The 20186-nt window shown below is 73.0% G+C and carries 14 protein-coding genes; 7 read left to right on the top strand and 7 right to left on the bottom strand.

Annotated elements, in window-relative coordinates; genetic code table 11:
* The first annotated feature begins 98 nt into the window (after positions 1-98).
* From AB0I52_RS10175 to AB0I52_RS10190, 4 genes are read left to right on the top strand one after another with little or no spacing between them, the layout of a single operon-like run.
* Entirely contained in the window at positions 99-3308 is a 3210-nt protein-coding gene (locus AB0I52_RS10175; protein WP_363070808.1) for an adenylate/guanylate cyclase domain-containing protein, read from the top strand.
* Between the two features lie 3 nt (positions 3309-3311).
* Positions 3312-4193: a S8 family serine peptidase gene (locus tag AB0I52_RS10180; RefSeq protein ID WP_363070810.1), complete on the top strand. Its 882-nt coding sequence runs from the start codon at positions 3312-3314 to the stop codon at positions 4191-4193.
* A complete protein-coding gene (locus tag AB0I52_RS10185; RefSeq protein ID WP_363070812.1) occupies positions 4177-4782 on the top strand; it encodes a GAF domain-containing protein in 606 nt (201 codons plus the stop codon). Before AB0I52_RS10180 ends, AB0I52_RS10185 begins: the two co-directional genes overlap by 17 nt.
* A gap of 52 nt (positions 4783-4834) precedes the next feature.
* The gene (locus AB0I52_RS10190; protein ID WP_363070814.1) at positions 4835-5623 is read left to right on the top strand and encodes a sugar phosphate isomerase/epimerase family protein; all 789 of its coding nucleotides are present in this window, start codon (positions 4835-4837) and stop codon (positions 5621-5623) included.
* A 5-nt stretch (positions 5624-5628) separates the two neighbouring features.
* Here AB0I52_RS10190 and AB0I52_RS10195 read toward each other — a convergent pair whose 3' ends face one another.
* Positions 5629-6540, bottom strand: a complete 912-nt coding sequence (locus AB0I52_RS10195) for an EamA family transporter (RefSeq protein ID WP_363070816.1) — start codon at positions 6538-6540, stop codon at positions 5629-5631.
* Between the two features lie 100 nt (positions 6541-6640).
* Between AB0I52_RS10195 and AB0I52_RS10200 the strand changes: the two genes are divergently transcribed.
* The gene (locus tag AB0I52_RS10200) at positions 6641-7573 is read left to right on the top strand and encodes a LysR substrate-binding domain-containing protein (protein WP_363070818.1); all 933 of its coding nucleotides are present in this window, start codon (positions 6641-6643) and stop codon (positions 7571-7573) included.
* A 172-nt stretch (positions 7574-7745) separates the two neighbouring features.
* Complete coding sequence (locus tag AB0I52_RS10205; RefSeq protein ID WP_363070820.1) at positions 7746-9596, top strand: glycoside hydrolase family 3 protein; 1851 nt, start codon at positions 7746-7748, stop codon at positions 9594-9596.
* Positions 9597-9651: 55 nt separating this feature from the next.
* Here AB0I52_RS10205 and AB0I52_RS10210 read toward each other — a convergent pair whose 3' ends face one another.
* Positions 9652-11124 carry a S28 family serine protease gene (locus AB0I52_RS10210; protein ID WP_363070822.1) on the bottom strand — a complete coding sequence of 491 codons (1473 nt, stop codon included), beginning with the start codon at positions 11122-11124 and terminating at the stop codon, positions 9652-9654.
* A gap of 118 nt (positions 11125-11242) precedes the next feature.
* Positions 11243-11683, bottom strand: coding sequence for a hypothetical protein (locus AB0I52_RS10215; RefSeq protein ID WP_363070994.1), 441 nt, complete (start codon positions 11681-11683; stop codon positions 11243-11245).
* A 163-nt stretch (positions 11684-11846) separates the two neighbouring features.
* Here AB0I52_RS10215 and AB0I52_RS10220 point away from each other — a divergent pair, with 163 nt between their 5' ends.
* A complete protein-coding gene (locus tag AB0I52_RS10220; RefSeq protein ID WP_363070824.1) occupies positions 11847-12344 on the top strand; it encodes a hypothetical protein in 498 nt (165 codons plus the stop codon).
* A 29-nt stretch (positions 12345-12373) separates the two neighbouring features.
* On the opposite strand, the gene AB0I52_RS10225 is transcribed toward AB0I52_RS10220, so the two are convergent.
* The 4 genes from AB0I52_RS10225 to speB all read right to left on the bottom strand — a co-directional run bounded on the left by AB0I52_RS10225 (position 12374) and on the right by speB (position 20050).
* On the bottom strand, positions 12374-16114 hold the full coding sequence (locus tag AB0I52_RS10225) for an ABC transporter ATP-binding protein (RefSeq protein ID WP_363070826.1): 3741 nt from the start codon (positions 16112-16114) through the stop codon (positions 12374-12376).
* A gap of 141 nt (positions 16115-16255) precedes the next feature.
* Positions 16256-17173: a serine hydrolase gene (locus tag AB0I52_RS10230; RefSeq protein WP_363070828.1), complete on the bottom strand. Its 918-nt coding sequence runs from the start codon at positions 17171-17173 to the stop codon at positions 16256-16258.
* A gap of 196 nt (positions 17174-17369) precedes the next feature.
* Complete coding sequence (locus tag AB0I52_RS10235) at positions 17370-19055, bottom strand: thiamine pyrophosphate-binding protein (RefSeq protein ID WP_363070830.1); 1686 nt, start codon at positions 19053-19055, stop codon at positions 17370-17372.
* Positions 19052-20050 (bottom strand): agmatinase, encoded by a 999-nt coding sequence (gene speB / locus AB0I52_RS10240; RefSeq protein ID WP_363070832.1) that lies wholly within the window; start codon positions 20048-20050, stop codon positions 19052-19054. The genes AB0I52_RS10235 and speB overlap by 4 nt, the downstream gene beginning before the upstream one ends.
* Positions 20051-20186: the final 136 nt, after the last annotated feature.

Raw genomic sequence — 20186 nt, forward strand, 5'->3', positions numbered from 1 at the left:
CGCGAAGGCCCGCCCGCGCGAACCTCGCCGCGCGGCGGGCCGGCTCCCCCGTGACCCGGCCCGCCGCTCCGGCCGGACCAAGCAGAGAGGAAGCGCTGATGAACTGCACCTCGTGCCGGCACGAACTGCCCACCGCCGCACGCTTCTGTCCGGCCTGCGGCACCCCTTGCCCGGCGCCCGTCGCGGCGGCGCCGGAGGACGAACGCAAGCTGGTCACCGCGGTCTTCTGCGATCTGGTGGGCTCCACCGCACTGTCCGGAGTGCTGGACCCGGAGACCCTGCGCACCGTGACGCTGCGCTATTTCGCGGCCATGAGCGAGCAGATCGAGGCCCGCGGCGGCACCCCGGAGAAGTTCATCGGTGATGCCGTGATGGCGGTGTTCGGGGTGCCGGTGATGCGGGAGGACGACGCCCGGCGGGCGCTCTCGGCGGCGCTCGGCATGCGCGAGGCGCTGGCCGAGCTGAACGCCGAGCTCGAAACCACCCTCGGTATCCGGCTCAGCATCCGCATCGGCGTCAACACCGGTCAGGTCGTGGCGAGTTCCGATGCCAGCACCAGGCAGGCGCTGGTCTCGGGCGAGACCGTGAACGTGGCGGCCCGGCTGGAGCAGAACGCGGCGCCCGACGAGATCCTGATCGGCCCGCAGACGGTGGAGGCCGCCGGGCCGACCGTCGTCGTGGAGGGGACCGGCCCGCTGCGGCTGAAGGGCAAGAGCGACAGCGTGCACGCCTACCGGCTGATCGCGCTCGGCGCCGACGACCCGGAGCTGCTGCGCCGCTTCGACGTGCCGTTCATCGGCCGCGCCGCGGAGAAGGCGGTGCTGGACGAGGCGCTGGACCGGACGGTGCGCGGGGCGGGTCCGGGGCTGGTGCGCCTGGTCGGCGACGCCGGGGTCGGCAAGACCCGGCTGGCGCGTGAGTGGCTGGCCGGGCTCGCCGGGCGGGGCGGCCCGGTCGTCGGCACCGGACGCTGCCGCAGCTACGGCGACCACGGCACCCTGACGCCGCTGGCCGACGCGGTACGGGACGTACTGGACGCCCCGGCGGCGCGGGAGGCCCTCGACGCGGCGTCCGGGCGGGCCGGGGCCTCGGTGGCGGACGCGCGGGCGCTGCTGCGTGACGGGCTGCTGCACGACGGCACGCCCAACGCCCCGTTCGAGGACATGTGCGCCGCGCTGATCACCGTGCTGGCCCGGACCGCGGGGCGCCCCCCGGCGCTGCTGGTCCTCGACGACTGGCACTGGGCCGAACCGCTGCTGGTGCGGACGGTGAACCGGCTGGCCGGACCAATCGGCCGGGCGGGGGTGCTCATCGTGTGTCCGGGCCGCCCCGACGGGCCCTCGTCCGCCGCGGACCCGGCCGCCCGCCCCCCGCAGATCCTGCCGCTGACCGGGCTGCCGCGCGCCGAGGCGGACCTGCTGGCCCGCGAGCTGGCCGGACCCGGCACGCGGACCGCCCGGACCGACGGCGACCTGTACGACCGTGCCGAGGGCAACCCGCTCTACCTGGAACAGCTCCTGGTACCGGCCGGTCCCGGCCCGGCCGGCGCGGGGACCGAGGAGGGCGCGGCGGTGCCGCCGACCCTCCAGGCGCTGCTCGGCGCCCGGATCGGCGCACTGGAGCGCACCGAACGCAGCACCCTTGATCTGGCCGCCGTCGTCGGCCGGGACTTCACCGCTCCGGAACTCGTCCGGCTGACGCGGGCGGTGCGCGAGACGGAGGACCCGGCCCGGCCCGCCCCCGCCGCCCCGGCGGCGCCGGAGAACGCGCCGGACGACGACGACCGCGGCCGGGTGGTGCGGGCGCTGGCCCGGCTGCGCCGCCGCCGGCTGGTCGAGACCACGCCCGGTGGCGATCCGGGCGCGGGGCGGCACCGGTTCAGCAGCGGTCTGGTCCAGGAGGTCGCGTACGCCTCGCTGTCCAAGCGGTCCAAGGCCGACCGGCACGCCTGGGCGTCGGAGCTGCCCAGTGTGACGGCGGCGGGCGAGGCGGCGGTGGGCGGGCATCTGGAGCGGGCCTACCGGTACCGCGCCGAACTCGGCCTCGCCGACGACCGGGCCGCCGCCCTGCGGGGCCGGGCCGCCGCCGCGCTCGCCGCCGCCGGGGCGCAGGCCCTGGCCCGTTCCGATCTGCACTGGGCGCAGGGCCTGTTGGAACGGGCCGTGGACCTGCACCCGCACGGCGACCCGGCCGCGGCGCCCGCGCTGCGCCGGCTCGGTGAGGTGCGGCTGGCGCTCGGCCGTCCGGAGGAGGGGGAGCGCCTGCTGCGGCAGGTCCTGGCCATCGGGACCGCCCCGGTGGAGGCCGCGCACGCCCGGCTCGCGCTGGCCGTGCTCGACCCGGCCGCGGTGAACGTGTCGGCCACGGCCCGCTCGGTGCTGCCGCTGTTCGAGTCCGCCGGGGACTCCGTCGGCCAGGCACGGGCCCGGCTGCGGCTCGCCCAGCAGTTGCAGCTGGCCGGGCGGCACGAGGAGGCGGACCGGGACCTGACGCTGGCCCTGGACCACGCGGTGCGGGCCGAGGCGGAGCCGGAGCGCGCGGCGGCGCTCGGAGCCATCGGGATCTCGCTGTGGCGCGGCCCGGAACCGGTGCCGGTCGCGGTGGCCCGCTGCCGGGACCTCCTCGCCGCGCACGGCGCCGGGCGACCGGCCGTACGGACCACGCTGAACTGTCCGCTGGCCGTGCTCTACGCGCTCAACGGCCGGGCGGACCGGGCCGCGGAGTGCCTGGCCGAGGCGGAACGGCTCGCCGAGGAGCTGGGGTACGCGGAGGCGGGGGTCTTCCTGCCGGTGTTCCGGGCGACGGTCGAGACGCTGCTCGGGCGCACCGGACCGGCGCTGGACCTGCTCGTGCGGGCCGACCGGGCTGCCGCGCGCTCGGGCGCCCGGTCCATGCGTCCGGCCATCGGGCTGGAGGCGGCCCGGCTGCTGCTCGACGAGGGCCGGCCGGAGGGTGCCGGTCCGTGGCTCGAAGCGGCCGGGGCGCCCGAGTCGCTGCCGCACGCGGACCGGGTGGACCTGGCGGGGCTGCGTGCCCGGCTGGCGGCGGGGGCCGGTGACGCGGCCGCGGCGCTGCGGCACGCGGACCGGGCCGTACGGGACTCCCTGCTGACCGACTCCCCGCTGGTGCGGGCCACCGCGTCGCTGGACCGGGCGCGGACGCTGGCGCTGCTGGGCGATCAGGCGGGTGCGACGGCTGCGGCGCGGGAGGCGCGGGACCGGTTCGCGGAGAAGGGACATCTGCCGGGTGAGCGGTGGGCCGCCCGGCTCGTCGCCGGACCGGCGGCGGCCACGACGGAGATGAGCTGACGGATGGCTACCACGGACACGACACCGGGGCCGGGGCTGACGTGGAGTCTGCGCGGGCGCGGCCCGGACGATGTGGCGGTCCTCGCGGACGCCGGTCCCGGACCGGGCGACGGCGCGGCCGTACCGGGCACGGGGCGGGGGGTACGGGTCTGCGTGGTGGACTCGGGGGTCGAGCGCGATCATCCGGGGGTGGGTCCGGTCGACGGGTCCTGGGTGGTCGTCAAGGACCCGGAGACGGGCGAGACGGAGGTCAGGGCGACCGGCACCGGGGACTCGTGCGGACACGGCACCGCGTGCGCGGGCATCATCCGCCGGACCGCGCCGGAGTGCGAACTGCACAGCGTCCGGGTGCTGGGCGAGCGGTTCTCGGGCACCGGGGACGTACTGCTCGCCGGACTGCGGTGGGCGGTCGAGCAGGGCTTCGACGTGGTGAACCTGTCGCTGTCCACCACCCGCGCCCGGTTCGCCGAGGAACTGCACGCATTGGCCGACCACGCCTACTTCAACCGCACGGTCGTCGTCGCCTCGGCGCACAACTCGCCGGTGGAGAGCTATCCGTGGCGGTTCGCGTCGGTGATCTCCGTGGGCAGCCACCAGGAAGAGAGTCCGGACATGCACCTCTACAACCCCGATCCGCCGGTGGAGTTCTTCGCTCCCGGCCAGAACGTGACGGTTCCCTGGCTGGGCGGCACCTCGATACGCACCACCGGGAACAGTTTCGCGACCCCGTACATCAGCGGGCTGTGCGCGCGTCTCCTCTCGGCGCATCCGAGAATGACGGCCTTTCAGCTCAAGAACGCCCTCTATCTCTCCGCGGCCAACGTGCGCTTCGGCCCGCGGCTTTCCATCCCGGCAGGAGAGGCCTGTGATGACTCCGAGAACTGAACCAGCGTCCGCCGCGGGAACGGTGCCGCCGGCGAGATCGCCCCGGCACGAGCTCCTCCAGTCCGTCGTCGACGTGGCCCGCGCGATCTTCGGTGCGGCGGCCAGCTCCGTCTTCCTGCTGGACGAGGAGACCGACGAACTGGTCTTCCAGGCGGTCTCCGGCCAGGGCGAGGAGTTCCTGGTGGGCCGCCGGTTCCCGGCCGGGCGCGGGATCGCGGGCTGGGTGGCGACCTCCGGGGAGCCGATGGTGGTGGACGACCTCAGCGTCACCCCCTCCTTCGACCGGTCACTCGCCGAGTCCACCGAGTTCGTGCCCAGCGCGCTGATGGCGGCGCCGCTGATCAGCGAGAGCCGGGTGCTCGGCGTCCTGGAGGTGCTCGATCCGTCCCCGCGCGCCCGCACGGAGATGCGGGAGCTGGATCTGCTCGCGATGTTCGCCCGGCAGGCGGCCGCGGCGCTGCGCGTGGTGTCGTTCGCACCGGCCGACCGCGAACGGCGGGAGGGGGGCGAGCGGCTGGGGCCGCGGCAGCGGGCGGACGCGCTGAAACTGCTGGGTAACCTGGAGCAGTTGCTCCGGGAGCCCTGCTGAACCCGGCTCCACGAGCCACGGCCGGTGCAGACGACGCGGAAGGAACACACACGTGAAGCTCGCTTTCTCCACCCTCGGGGTGCCGGGGCTGCCGATGCCCGAGGTCGTCCGGCTGGCCGCCGGGCACGGCTACCAGGGGGTGGAGCTGCGCGCCCACCCGGAGGAGCCGGTGCACCCGGGGCTCTCGATGCTGGAGCGGGCCGATGTGGTCGAGGAGTTCAAGCGGGGCGGGATCGAGATCCTGACCGTGGCCGGCTATGTCCGGACCGCCGCCGAGGGCGACGACCAGCCGGTGCTGGACGAGCTCGCCGCTCTGGTGGAGCTGGCCCGGGACCTGGGCGCGCGGAACGTCCGGGTCTTCCCCGGCGGCGGCGACCAGGACCCCGCCACCGCGGACGCGACCGCCGCGCGCAGGCTGGCCGCCGCCGCTCCGTACGCCGCGGACATGGGCGTGCGCATCCTGCTGGAGACCCACGACTCGCACCGCGCGGGCGCCGCCGTGGCCCGCGTGGTGGGCACGGTGGGGCACGGGAGCGTCGGCGCGCTGTGGGACATCATGCACACCTGGCTGGCCGGTGAGGAACCGGCCGCGAGCCATGCGGTGCTGGCCCCGCACCTGGGCTACGTCCAGGTGAAGGACATCGCGTCGGCGGAGACCACCGAGCCCCTCGCCCTGGGCGCCGGGGTGCTGCCGCTGCGGGCCTGCCTGGACACCCTGGACGCGGACAGCTGGGTCTGCTGGGAGTACGAGAAGCGCTGGCACCCGGGGGCGGCGGAGCTGCCCGGACTGCTGGGCGCGGGGCGCGAGCACCTGCTGCGGCTGGGTGCGCCGAAGCAGTAGAGCGCTCAGGCGGCCCCCGCGTACTGCGGCTCGGCACGCTCCGGGGCGGCGGGGCGGGGTCGTCGCGCCCCGGCGAGCGAGGTCAGCGCCACACCGCCGACCAGCAGCGCCGCCGCGCACCACCGCAGCGGGCTCACCGGCTCGTCGAGCAGCAGGGCGGCCGAGGACATCCCGAAGACGGGGACGAGCAGGGTGAACGGGGCCACCGACGACGCCGGGTACCGGCTCAGCAGGAAGCCCCACGCCCCGAAGCCGAACACCGTGGTGATCCAGGCGACGTAGACGATGATTCCGGCGCCGCTCCAGTCGAGCGCGGCGAGCGCCTCCGCATCGCGGTGCCGGCCCTCGAAGAGGAGCGAGAGCCCGAGCAGCGGCAGCACCGGGACGGTGGAGACCCAGACCATGAAGTTGAGGGCGTCGGGCGGGGCCGCCTTCCGGGTCAGCACGTTGGACACGCCCCAGCAGGCCGCCGCCGCGATCACCAGGACGAAGGCGAGCACGGGCCCGTCCGCCCCCTCGTCCACGGCGGCGACACCGATCCCGGCGAGGGCCACCGCCATCCCCAGCACCCGTGCCCTGCCCGGCCGTTCACCGAGTGCGAGCGCCGCGAAGAGCGCGGTGAAGACCGCCTGGACCTGGAGCACCAGGGAGGAGAGCCCGGCCCCCATACCCCGGTCCATGCCGATGAACAGCAGCCCGAACTTGGCCACCCCCAGGGCCAGCCCCACCCCCACGATCCACTTCCAGGCGACCTTCGGCCGGCCGACGAGGAAGACCGCGGGCAGTGCCGCGACCAGGAAGCGCAGGGCGGAGAAGAGCAGCGGCGGGAAGTGATCGAGCCCGAGCTCGATGACGACGAAGTTGACACCCCAGACAGCGGCCACCAGGGCGGCCAGGGCGATGTGGAGGGGACGCATGAACCGAGGATCACCCGCACCGACCCTTTAGCACCAGCGCGGATTTCTTCATGGTGAAATTGAGCGTCGCTAATGAATTGATGGGATCCAGGAGGCTCCGGTGCTCGATCTCTCCCGGCTGCGCGCGCTGCACGCCATCTCCGTCCACGGCTCCGTCGCGGGCGCCGCCGCCGCGCTCGGCTACACCCCGTCGGCGGTCTCCCAGCAGATCACCAAGCTGGAGCGGGAGACCCGTACGACGCTGCTTGAGCGTCGCGGCCGGGGCGTGGCCCTCACCGAGGAGGCGGTCCGCCTCGCCGCCACCGCACAGGAGTTGCTGGCCATCGTGGAGCGCGCCGAGACCAGCCTTGAGGAGCGCAGGGGGCTGCCGACGGGGCGGCTGTCGATCGGCGCGTTCGCCTCGGCGGCGCGCGGCCTGCTTCCCGGGGTGCTGGCGGAGCTCGACCGCGAGCATCCGGCCCTGGACGTGCGGATGACCGAGGTCGATCCGCACCTCTCCGTCGACCTGGTGGCCAAGGGCGTGATCGACCTGGCCGTCGCGCACGACTGGGACATCGCCCCGCTGCCCGCCCCGGACGGCGTGGCGCAGGCGGTGATCGGGGAGGACCGCTGCGATCTGCTGGTGCCGGCGGACCACCGGCTGGCGGGCCGGGACGGGGTGCGCCGCGAGGAGCTGGCGAAGGAGCGGTGGATCTGCCAGCCGCCGGGGACGGTCTGCCACGACTGGCTCGTACGGACGCTGCGCACGGCGGGCTACGAGCCGGACATCCGCCACCGGGCCGAGGAGAACCACACCCAACTGGCCCTGCTCGCCGCCGGTCTCGGCGTCGCGATGATCCCTCGGCTGGGCCGCGGGCCGCTGCCGGACGGCGTGGTGGAGGTGCGGATCGAGCCCGTGCCCGTACGCCGGCTGTACGCGCTGTGGCGTACGGAGGCGGCGCGCCGTCCCGCGATCAGGGCGGCGGTCGCGGCGCTCCAGGCGCACGGGGCGGGCGTGGGGCTTCGTCAGCCGGGACCGGGGCGGGCGCGGTGACGTGAGGAGGCGAGGTGGGACGAGGTGAGGGATTCGTCCCCTTCCGCCACCCGCGCGGGACGCGCTCAAACGGTCGGGGCCCTTGACCGGAAGTTATTTTCTGGATATCCGTGATCCTTGGAAGTTTCTTTCACCACCCCCTCGTCACCCGAGTACGGCCGAAGGAGCTCACGTGCACCACCGCACCTCCAGACGCACCCTCCTCACCGCCACCGCCGCCACCGCAGTCGTGGCGGCGACGGGTGCGGCAGTCGCCCCCGGCGCCGTCGCCGCCCAGAAGTCCGCGGGCGGCAGTCACCACTCCGCAGCCACCACCCGGCGGCTGAAGCGGCTCATCTCCCGGATGAGCCTGGAGGAGAAGATCGGCCAGCTGTTCGTCATGCGGGTCTACGGGCACTCCGCCACCGACCCCGACCAGGCCGACATCGACGCCAACCTCGCCGAGATCGGCGTGCGCACCGCCGCGGAGATGATCGCCAAGTACCACGTCGGCGGCATCATCTACTTCACCTGGGCGCACAACACCCGTGACCCGCACCAGATCGCGGATCTCTCCAACGGCATCCAGCGAGCCGGCCTGGCGGGTCCCACCCCGCTGCCGCTCCTCGTCTCGACGGACCAGGAACACGGCATCGTCTGCCGGGTCGGTGAGCCCGCCACGCTGATGCCGGGCGCGATGGCGCTGGGCGCGGGCCGTTCGCGCTCCGACGCCCGCAAGGCGGGGCAGATCGCGGGCGCCGAGCTGGCCGCGATCGGCATCTGCCAGAACTACGCCCCGGACGCGGACGTCAACGTCAACCCGGCCAACCCGGTGATCGGGGTGCGCTCCTTCGGCTCCGACCCGCAGTCGGTGGCCGGGATGGTCGCCGCCCAGGTGAAGGGGTACCAGAGCGCGGGGATCGCCTCCACGGCCAAGCACTTCCCCGGCCACGGCGACACCAGCACCGACAGCCACACCGGTCTGCCGGTGATCAACCACACCCGCGAGCAGTGGGCCGAGCTGGACGAGCCGCCGTTCCGGGCCGCGATCGCCGCCGGCATCGACTCGATCATGACGGCGCACATCGTGGTGCCCGCGCTCGACCCCTCCGAGGACCCGGCGACCCTGTCCCGGCCCATCCTCACCGGAATCCTGCGCGAGGAGCTGGGTTACGAGGGCGTCGTGGTCACCGACTCGCTCGGCATGGAGGGTGTACGGACGAAGTACGGCGACAAGCGGGTGCCGGTGCTCGCCGTGCAGGCGGGCGTCGACCAGCTGCTCAACCCGCCCAGCCTGGACGTCTCCTGGAACGCCCTGCTGGACGCCGTCAAGAGCGGTGAGATCAGTGAGGCCCGGATCGAGGAATCGATCCTGCGCATCCTGCGGCTGAAGACGAAGCTGGGGTTGTTCGACGACCCGTTCGTCAGTCACCGGGGCGTGGACCGTACCGTCGGCACCCGGTCGCACCTGGCCGCCGCCGACCGGATCGCGGAACACACGACCACGCTGCTGGCCAACGAGGGCGCGCTGCTGCCGCTGTCGCGCCGCTCCCACCGCAACCTGCTGGTGGTGGGGGCCGACCCGGCGTCCCCGTCCGGCACGACGGGACCGCCGACGACCACTCTGGCCGCGGAGTTCAAGGAGCTGGGGTACGCGGCCACCGCCCTGTCCACCGGCACCGCGCCCACCCAGGCGGCCATCGACGCGGCGGTGGCGGCCGCACGGGGCAAGGACGCGGTGGTCGTGGGGACGTACAACGTCACGGCGACCAGTTCGCAGCGGACCCTGGTGAGCGCACTGGCCGCGACCGGCGTCCCGGTGATCACGGTCGCGATCCGCAACCCGTACGACATCGCCCAGCTGGCCGGGACGGGGCACGCGGCGAGCCTGGCCGCGTACTCCTGGACGGATGTCGAACTGCGGGCGGCGGCCCGGGTGATCGCGGGCCGCGCCGAACCGGAGGGCACACTGCCGGTGCCGGTCCAGCGCGCGGACGACCCGGCGCGGGTGCTGTACCCGGTGGGCTACGGCCTGTCGTACTGACGGAGGTCCCCGCGCCGGCGGCCGCCCGAGGGGGTGGCCGCCGGCGCGCTTCCCGCTACGGGCGCCGGTGGCCGAGCCGGTGCTCGGTCGTCAGGTCCCGCTGGTCGAGCACCGCGTCGAACTTCGCGAGCGGCTTCGCCTTCGCCGGGTCCGCCTGGACGGCGGCCGGGGCGACGCCCGCCCAGCGCAGAATGGCCGCGGTGGCCGTGGCGTTCTCGGCCGGGACCAGACCGGCGACGGTCGCCCCGTGGTTGCCGCCGGGCACGGTGAAGACGTGGCTGTCACGGGCGCCGGCGCCGAGCCGGAAGCGCTCCGCGCCGTACGGGTCGTTCTCCCCGTACACGTACAGCATGTGGTCGGCGTGGTGCTTCACCCAGTTGTCGATGTCCCGCATCACCCCGGGCTGGAACTTCATCGGGATGGAGCGCGGCACGAACGTGCGCGGCGGCTGGTAGCCGTACCGGCTCAGCTCGCCGAGCCAGGGCTGCTTGATATCGGGCGAACCGAGCTGGGTGCCCGCCTGGTAGTAGTACGGCGTGTACCTCTCCAGGCCCTGGTCGGCGTAGGCGGAGAAGCCCGAGATCGAGTCGACGCTGTCCCAGATCGCCTGGTCGGTGGCGGACTCGGCGGCCGGGATCGAGTCGCAGTCGGCGAGCAGGCTGTACTGCCAGAACGCCCAGACGTAGTCCATGACCACGGCCTCGTACGCCTTGTCGAGCGAGCCGACGGTGGTGAAGGTGTATCCCTTGTCGGCCGCGTACTGCCGGTACTTCTCCTCCAGCGGTTCCCGGCGGACCAGCGCCTCGCGCTGCACGCCGTTCAGCTTGTCGCGGCACTCCTTGGTGCCGACGTTCGCCAGGAACCGGTCGTACGTCGAGTCCTCCTTGTCGACCACGTCGTTGGGCGCGACATACGCGACGACGCCGTCCATGTCCTTCGGGTAGTAGCGCTCGTAGTACGTGGCCGTCATGCCGCCCTTGGAACCGCCGGTGGTCAGCCAGTTCTTCGAGTAGATCTTCTTCAGCGCGGTGAAGACCCGGTGCTGGTCACCGGCGGCCTGCCGGATGTCGAGCTTGGACCAGTCGGCGGGCGACGGGCGGGACGGGGTGAAGAAACGGTACTCCAGCGAGACCTGGTTGCCGTCCACGATCCGGGTCGGCTCGGAGCGGCTGGGATTGGTGGAGACGTTGTATCCGCTGGTGAAGAACACCGTCGGACGGGACGTGTCCTTGTGCAGCAGGGTGATCCGCTGCTGGAACGTCCCCTTGGACGGGTGCCGGTGGTCGACCGGCTGGGTGTAGTTCAGGACGAAGTAGCGGTAGCCCGGATAGGGCTTCTCCTCGATGAGGCTCATTCCCGGGATGGCCAGGATGCGGTCCTTGATGTCCGTGCTCGTACCGCTGTCACTGACGGCGGAACGGAGCGCGGCCGGTTCAGCGGCGGTGGCCGCCCCGGCGGAGGCACCCGTCGCACTCACTGTGCCGATGAGCATCGCGAGCGACAGGAAACCTCTGAGCGCCTTGCGCATACACCCTCCCCTTGATTCACGACAGACGACGTGAACCTAGCGGGGCAACACCGGTGCCGCCAGACCTCATTGCCGCCCGGTCAGCTCGAATCACCCGGTCAGCACAGGGTTCACCCCGTCAGCACAGGATCCAGCCGGTGGATCCCGTCCGTCCCGAGATGGTGCCGGAGACCCGGACGCAGCGGTTCAGCGCGTGGACCGTCACCGGTCCGGCCTGCCGGGTGAAGCTGCCGCTGTCGACGACGGGGCGCCCGCCGCGCGGCTGGATCTGGACGGACATCCGGCGGCGCGCACCGGGCTTGGCGGCGACCGCGAGGGCGCAGGCGTAGGAGCGGGTCTTGTAGACGCGCAGTTCGCCGGTGCCGAACCACAGCGTCTTCGCCGGGCGTCCGGCGCAGACCGAAGCGGCGGAGGCGCCGGTCGCCCCGACCCCGCCGATGACCAGTCCGAGGGCGGTGGTCAGGGCCAGTACCAGCAGCCGCGCGGAACCCCCGCGCCCCGCGCGTCCGTCCGGCACCCCGGCCCGTCCGATCGTCGCTCTGTTCACCAGCCACCCCATCGCCTCATCGAACACATGCGTCTCCATTCGACGCATGTGCGTATCTGCGTACGACGCGGGAGGCCATCCGGAGGTTGCACGCGGCGTGCTCCACATTCCGGGCAACCAAATCACCACACGATGGCTCCAACAGGACAGAGCCACCCGAAAGGAAGGCACCGCCATGACCCGACTCCGCACCACCCGGCACCCCCGCGGCCGCCGCATCATCGGCCGCACACTGCTCGCGGCCACGCTCCTGACCGCGGTCGCCGCCGTCCCGGCCGCCGCTGCCGTCGCACCCCAGCGGGCGTCCGCCTCGGCGGCCCGCGACGACGTCTCCGACGCGGAGGCCCAGGAGGTCGCCCACTTCTACGGCGCGTACCTCGACGCGGTCGCCGCCGAGCACGGCGGCGACCTCGTCACCGCGCTCCGCGCCTTCTACCTCACGCCCGAGTTCCGCCAGGAGCTGCGCGCCTGGGAGAAGACCAACCACGCCGACGGCGTACTGCGCGCCCAGGACGTCCCGGCCGCCTTCAGCGTCACCGCGGGCGGCAGCGGCGCCGGTCACGCCTGGACGCACGTCCGGCTCACCTGGGGCTCGGCCGCCCACCCCACGTACACGAACCTGACCGTGCAGTCGGAGCTGGGCACCGGGAAGATCTCCGGTATCCGCGGCTGACCCCGGGACGGGGCGTGCCCGCCCCCGTCTCAGACCCCGGCCGGCTCGTCCTCCCCGATGAACGTGCGCCACAGCACGGCGTACTTCCCGTCCAGGGCGAGGAGTTCGTCGTGCGTGCCGTCCTCGACGACCCGGCCGTGGTCCATCACCACGACCCGGTCGGCGCGGGCGGCGGTGGTCAGCCGGTGGGCGACGACCAGAGTGGTGCGCCGGCCCGCGAGGCGGTCGGTCGCCTGGTTGACCAGCGCCTCACTGGCGAGGTCCAGGGACGCGGTGGCCTCGTCGAGCAGCAGGATGTCCGGGTCGACGAGTTCGGCGCGGGCCAGTGCGATCAACTGCCGCTGTCCGGCCGAGAGATTACGGCCCCGCTCGGCGACCTCGTGCAGGTAGCCGCCCTCCAGGGTGGCGATCATGTCGTGCGCGCCGACGGCCCTGGACGCCGCCTCCACCTCCGCGTCGGTGGCCTCCGGCCGCCCGTACGCGATGGCGTCGCGCACCGTACCGGCGAAGAGGTACGCCTCCTGCGGCACGACTCCGAGCCGGTGCCGGTACGAGGTGAGACCGAGGCTGCGCAGATCGGTGCCGTCCGCCGTGACCCGGCCGGCCGTCGGGTCGTAGAACCGGGCGACGAGCTTGACGAGGGTCGACTTGCCCGCGCCGGTCTCGCCCACGAACGCGACCGTCTGCCCGGCCGGGATACGCAGGTCGACATCGGTGAGCGCGGCCTCCTCGCCGCCGTACGCGAAGGACACGTCCTCGAACGCGATCTCACCGCGCAGCGACAGCACGTCCAGCGGTTCGTCCCCGTCGGCGGTGGACGTCGGCTCCTGGAGGAGCTCCTGGATCCGGCCGAGCGAGACGGTGGCCTGCTGGTAGCCGTCGAAGACCTGGGAGAGCTGCTGCACGGGCGCGAAGAACAGGTCGATGTAGAGCAGGTAGGCGACGAGCGCACCCGTGGTGAGTGTGTGGTTGTCGACCCGGCCGGCCCCGACGATCAGCACGGCGGCCGCGGCCACCGACGACAGCAGCTGGACGAACGGGAAGTAGACCGAGATCAGCCACTGGCCGCGGACCCGGGCCTCGCGGTAGTAGTCGCTGCGCCCGGCGAACCGGTCGGCGCCGTCCCGCTCGCGGCGGAAGGCCTGCACGATCCGCAGCCCGGAGACGGACTCCTGGAGGTCGGCGTTGACGGCGCTGATGCGCTCACGGGCCAGCTCGTACGCCTTGACGCTCTTGCGGCGGAAGAAGAACGTGCCGATGACCAGCACCGGCAGGGTCGCGAAGACCACCAGCGCCAGTTCGACGTCCAGGACCAGCAGCGCGACCATGATCCCGAAGAAGGTGACGACGGAGACGAAGGCCGTGACCAGACCGGTCTGCAGGAACGTGGACAGCGCGTCCACGTCCGTCGTCATCCGGGTCATGATCCGGCCGGTCAGCTCGCGCTCGTAGTAGTCGAGACCGAGGCGCTGGAGCTGCGCGAAGATCTTCAGCCGCAGCGAGTAGAGCACCCGCTCGCCGGTGCGGCCCGTCATCCGGGTCTCACCGGTCTGCGCCACCCACTGCACGAGGACGACGAGCAGGCCGAGGGCGGAGGCCGTCCAGACCGCGCCCAGCGCCAGCTGGGTGACGCCCTTGTCGATGCCGTTGCGGATCAGCACCGGGAGGAGCAGTCCCGATCCGGCGTCCACGGCCACCAGGGCGAGGCTCGCCAGCAGCGGAAGTCCGAAGCCGCGCAGCAGCCGGCGCAGTCCGTAGGACTCCTCGGCGTGCACGGCGCGGGCCTCGTCGATGTCCGGGGTGTCGGTCGCCGGGGGCAGGGCGTCGACCTGGGCGAGGAGCTCGGCGGTGGCGGGCGTGCCGGCCGCGTCGGTCTCCCGCGCCTCCTCCTTGCGGACCCACAGCTCGGGGGTGATGCCGCGCTCGGCGTCGAACTCGGCGTCCAGCTCCTCCTGGAGCGCGCGGTCGTCCACGGGGTCGGCGGCGGGACCGCCCGGCTGGTGGCCGGGCGAGGTGCCGCCGAGCTCATCCGGGTCGGTGAGCAGGCGCCGGTAGAGCGCGCAGCGCGGCTCCAGCTCCTCGTGCGTGCCGACGTCGGCGAGCCGGCCGTTCTCGAGGACGGCGATCCGGTCGGCGAGGTTGAGGGTGGAGCGGCGGTGGGCGATCAGCAGCGTCGTCCGGCCCGCCATCACCTGACGCAGCGCCTCGTGGATCTCGTGCTCGACACGGGCGTCGACGGCGGAGGTGGCGTCGTCGAGGAGGAGCAGCCGGGGGTCGGTGAGGATGGCGCGGGCGAGGGCGACGCGCTGGCGCTGGCCGCCGGAGAGGGTGAGCCCCTGCTCGCCGACCTCGGTGTCGTACCCCTTGGGCAGTTCGCTGATGAACCGGTGGGCCTGGGCGGCGCGGGAGGCCTGCTCGATCTGTTCGTCGGTGGCGTCCGGGAGCCCGTAGGCGATGTTGGCGCGGATGGAGTCGGAGAACAGGAAGCTGTCCTCCGGTACGAGGCCGATGGCGGCCCGCAGCGAGTCGAGGGTCAGCTCGCGGACGTCGTGGCCGCCGACCAGGACGGCGCCGTGCGACACGTCGTAGAAGCGCGGGAGCAGCATCGAGACGGTGGACTTGCCGCTGCCGGACGCGCCGACGACGGCGACGGTCTCGCCGGGCTCGATGGTCAGCGAGAAGCCGTCGAGGACCGGGCGGTCCTCGTCGTAGCCGAAGCGCACGTCGTCGAACTCGACGCTGGCCGGGGCGTCGGCGGGGAGCTGCTTGGTGCCGTCCTGCATCGTCGGCTCGGTGTCGATCAGTTCCAGTACGCGTTCCACTCCGGCGCGGGCCTGCTGTCCCACGGTGAGGACCATGGCGAGCATCCGGACCGGGCCGACGAGCTGGGCGAGGTAGGTGGAGAACGCGACGAACGTGCCGAGGGTGATCTCGCCGCGCGTGGCGAGCCAGCCGCCGAGGGCCAGCATGGCGACCTGGCCGAGCGCGGGGACGGCCTGCAGGGCGGGGGTGTAGCGGGAGTTCAGCCGGATGGTGCGCAGCCGGCCGGCGAAGAGCCTGCGCCCGACCTCGCGCAGCTTGCCGGTCTCCTGGTCCTCCTGCCCGAACCCCTTGACGACGCGGACGCCGGAGACGGCCCCGTCGACGACTCCGGCGACGGCCGCGGCCTGCGACTGGGCGTACCAGGTGGCGGGGAAGAGCCGGGTGCGGGAGCGGCGGGCGATGTACCAGAGGGCGGGGGCGACGGCGACGGCGACGAGGGTGAGCAGCGGCGAGAGCCACGCCATGATCACCAGGGAGAGCAGGAAGAGCAGGACGTTCCCGATGGTCATCGGGAGCATGAACAGCAGCCCCTGGATCAGCTGGAGGTCGCTGGTGGCGCGCCCGACGACCTGTCCGGTGGACAGCTCGTCCTGGCGTTTCCCGTCGAGGCGGGTGATCGTCCCGTAGATCTCGGTCCGCAGATCGTGCTGGACGTCCAGGGCCAGCCGGCCGCCGTAGTAACGGCGGATGTACGTGGAGACGTACACGAGCGCGGCGGCCCCTATGAGCAGTCCGGTCCAGACGGCGAGGGAGCGGGTGTGGTTGCCGACCACATCGTCGATGATCACCTTGGTGATCAGCGGGACGAGGGCCATCACGGCCATTCCGGCGAGCGACGAGCCGAGCGCCAGCAGCACGTTGCGCCGGTAGCGCCAGGCGTAACCGATCAGCCTGCGCGCCCAGCCGCGGGGCTGTCGCCCGTCGCCTGTCTCCCCTGCGTCCGACACCCGATGCCTCCCGTTCGACCTGCCCTGCCGCAAGGCACCAACGCGGCAGGCTGCGGATTTCATCCCTCCGCAACAAATTACGGGACCATCGGCGTAGCCCGCTCCCCCGATACGGGGGCCATTGGTCCGGGCCTGTCGCGGCTACTGGTTCGCGGTGAGCGTCCGGGCCGCCGTGGGCACGGTGGCGGGCCTCGCCTTGATGGTGCGCGGGTTCAGGTCCTTGTGCACGGCCCGTGCGACCGCCTGGATGGTGTTGATGCCGTCACTCATCGTCTTGTTGTCCTGGGTGAGCACCGTGAGCACGTAGTCGTGGCCGTTGCCCGTGAAGGCGCCGATGCTGTGCACCCGCCAGCCGTGGGTGGCCCGCTGGAGCCAGCCGTTCTTGAGCTGGACGGTGGCCGTGGCCGGGGCTCCGGCGGGCGTTCCCCAGCGCTGGGAGGGGATGACCTTGCGCATCAGCCCGAGCTCGTAGGCGCGTGCGTTGTCGCTGAGCACGGTGTTCTTCGCGGTGAGCAGCGTCAGCAGCCGCTGCTCGTCCTGCGCGGTGATCTGCGTGAGCCCCCAGTAGCCGCCGGACCCGGGTGTGGTGTGCGTCATGCCGGCCGCATTGAGGAACGCCGCGACCTTGGTGGCGCCGAGCTGCTTCCACAGCTTGGTGGTGGCGTTGTTGTCGGACTTGGTGATCATGGCGGTGCTGAGGTCGGTCTCGCGCTGGGTGAGGTGGCGGTTGTGCTTGGCGCTGTCCCAGAGCAGCGTGGCCAGCACGGTCGCCTTCACGACGCTCGCGGAGTCGTACTTCGACGTGGACCGCAGCGTGCACGTCGTCCTGGTCGTCCGGTCCTGGAGCGCCACCGCGGTGGTCGACTTGCGCCCCTTGAGCGCCGCGGTGATGTCCTTGGACAGCTTGGCGGCGAGTCCGGCCTTGCCCGAGGTGCAGCTCGCCGTCGGCGTAGCGGCGGCGGCGGGCGCCGCGCCGAGCGCCACGGGTGCGAGCACCCCGGTGGCCAGCGCGGCACAGAGCGCGCCGCGGGCACGGCGGGATATGTGAGATGTGGTCATGCTGCGTTCCGTCCCCTGAGTGAGTTCTGCGAGCCTTGAGTGAGTTCTGCGAGCCCTGAGTAAGTCCTGCGAGCGCGCCCCCCGGCACCCCCGTCAGAGATGACTCGCGGACGGCCGGAAAGTTGTATGCGACGGGATCAACGGGTCGCCCCCGGAGCCCGTTACGGCTCCGGGTGCGACGCGACCGGCGTCGAAGTCAGATGTGCGTCGGCTCGAACATCCTGAGCAGCGCCGGGAGTACGACGACCGAGGGGCCCGGCTGCGCGAAGGACTTGGCCAGGTCGTCCGCGAGCGTCTCGGGGCTCGTACGGACCGCCGGGACGCCGAAGGACTCGGCGAGTGCGACGAAGTCCGGGCGGGACAGCTCCGTCCCGGTGGTCTCGCCGAAGGCGCCGGTCATGTACTCGCGCAGGATGCCGTAGCCGCCGTCGTCCACGATCAGCCAGGTGACCGGGAGGTCGTACTGGCGGGCGGTGGCGAGTTCCGCGATGGAGTACATCGCGCCGCCGTCGCCGGAGACCGCCAGGACCGGCTTGGTCCTGTCGGCGGCCGCCGCGCCGATGGCCGCCGGGAATCCGTAGCCGAGGCCTCCGGCGCCCTGGGCCGAGTGCATGGTGTTGGGGTGGCGGGCGTCGAAGGCGGACCAGGCCCAGTAGGCGAGGATCGTCATGTCCCAGAAGCTGGGGGACGTGTCGGGCAGGGCCGCCCGGATCTCCGCGACGAGGTGCTGTTCCAGGGTGAGCCCCTGGGCGGCGATCCGGTCCCACACCCGGCCCAGGACCGCCGCGACGCGCTCGGCGGCGGCCGGGTCGGTGCGGGGGGTGACCGCTTCGAGGAGGTCGGCCAGGGCGTCCCGGGCGTCGGCGTGGATGCCGAGCGCGGGGTGGTTGGACTCCAGCTTCCCGGCATCCGCCTCGATCTGCACGACCCGGCCGCGCGGGGCGAACGTGTGGTAGTTCGAGGAGAGTTCACCGAGTCCGGAGCCGACGACCAGGACGACGTCGGCGTCCTCCAGGAAGTCCGTGGTGTGGCGGTCCTCCAGCCAGGACTGGAGCGAGAGCGGGTGCTCCCACGGAAAGGCGCCCTTGCCGCCGTAGGTGGTGACGACCGGGGCGCTGACCTTCTCGGCGAGGGCGCGCAGCTTGCCGGAGGCGTCGGAGCGTACGACCCCGCCACCCGCGATGATCACGGGACGCTCGGCGTTCGACAGCAGGTGGGCGGCCACCGCGATGAGTTCGGGGCGGGCGTGCAGTTCGCGCGGGGTGGCGTCCATCGCGGTGACGACGGGCAGCGTCGTCTCGGCCAGGAGCACGTCCTGCGGGATCTCGACCCAGACCGGGCCGTGCGGGGCCGTCAGCGCGGACTCCCAGGCGGCGGCGATCGCGGACGGGATCTGCGAGGCGGCACGCACCGTGTGGACGGACTTCACGATGTCGCGGAACGACGCCTGCTGGTCGCGCAGTTCGTGCAGGTAGCCGTGGCGTCCGCCGCCGAGTCCCGCCGTCGGGATCTGGCTGGAGACGGCCAGCACGGGGGCGGACGCGCTGGCCGCCTCCTGGAGCGCGGCGAGCGAGGTGAGCGCGCCCGGTCCGGTGGACAGGAGGAGCGGGGCGACCTCGCCGGTGATGCGCCCGTAGGCGTCGGCGGCGAAGCCCGCGTTGTTCTCGACGCGCAGGCCGACGTAGCCGAGGGACGAGCGGCGCAGCGCGTCGAACATGCCCAGCGCGTGCTGTCCGGGCAGCCCGAAGACGGTGGTCGCGCCGAGGCCCTGGAGGGTCTCGACGACGAGGTCGCCGCCGTTGCGTCCGGGCGGGGGGTTCAGCGCGGCGGCGATCTGCCCGGGGGTGAGCTCGGGGCGCTCGTCGTGGTGGTCGTGGCTCACTTCTGCCCGGCCTCGTTCTGCCCGGCCTCGTTCTGCCCGGCCTCCGCGATCTGGCGGGCCATGATCGTCGTCAGCTCGTACGCGGTGTGCGAGGCGGCGACGGACGTGATCTCGGCGTGGTCGTACGCGGGCGCGACCTCGACCAGGTCGGCGGAGACCAGGTTGCAGGAGGACAGCCCGCGCACGATCTCCAGCAGCTCGCGGGAGGTGAGGCCGCCGGCCTCCGGGGTGCCGGTGCCGGGGGCGTGCGCCGGGTCCAGGACGTCGATGTCGATGGAGATGTAGAGCGGCCGGCCGCCGATGCGCTGCCGGAGCTGGTCGGTGATCTCGTCGACGCCGCGCCGCATGACGTCGGCGGAGGTCACGATCCCGAAGCCCATCTTGGCGTCGTCGGTGAGGTCCTGCTTGCCGTACAGCGGGCCGCGGGTGCCGACGTGGGAGAGCGCCGAGGTGTCGAGGATGCCCTCCTCGACGGCCCGGCGGAACGGGGTGCCGTGGGTGTACTCGGCGCCGAAGTAGGTGTCCCAGGTGTCGAGGTGCGCGTCGAAGTGGAGCAGCGCGACGGGGCCGTGCTTCTTGGCGACGGAACGCAGCAGCGGCAGCGCGATGGTGTGGTCGCCGCCGAGCGTCATCAGGCGGGCGCCGGTGCCGAGCAGATCGTCGGCGGCGGCCTCGATCGTCTCGACGGCCTCGTTGATGTTGAACGGGTTGGCCGCGATGTCACCGGCGTCGGCGACCTGCGCGAGGGCGAACGGCGAGGCGTCCTGTGCCGGGTTGTACGGGCGGAGAAGCCGCGAGGCCTCCCGGATCGCGTTGCCGCCGAACCGGGCGCCGGGCCGGTAGGAGACCCCGCTGTCGAAGGGCACGCCGACCACGGCGACATCGGCCCGGCCGACCTCGTCGAGCCGGGGCAGCCGGGCGAACGTCGCCGGCCCCGCGTACCGCGGGACGCGTGAGGAGTCGACGGGTCCGCGCGGCGTTTCGGTGCTGCTCATGGGGTGGGTGGCCTTTCCTTCGATTCCTTCGGCAAACGCGCTGCCTCTTCGAGTGTGCCGGATCGCCCGGAGCGGCACGGAAGCACGCACACGGGTCCATGGACGACGGTAAGCGGCCGGACCGCCGGCCTGAAGT

Source organism: Streptomyces sp. NPDC050423 (genome assembly GCF_040655445.1).
GTDB lineage: Bacteria > Actinomycetota > Actinomycetes > Streptomycetales > Streptomycetaceae > Streptomyces.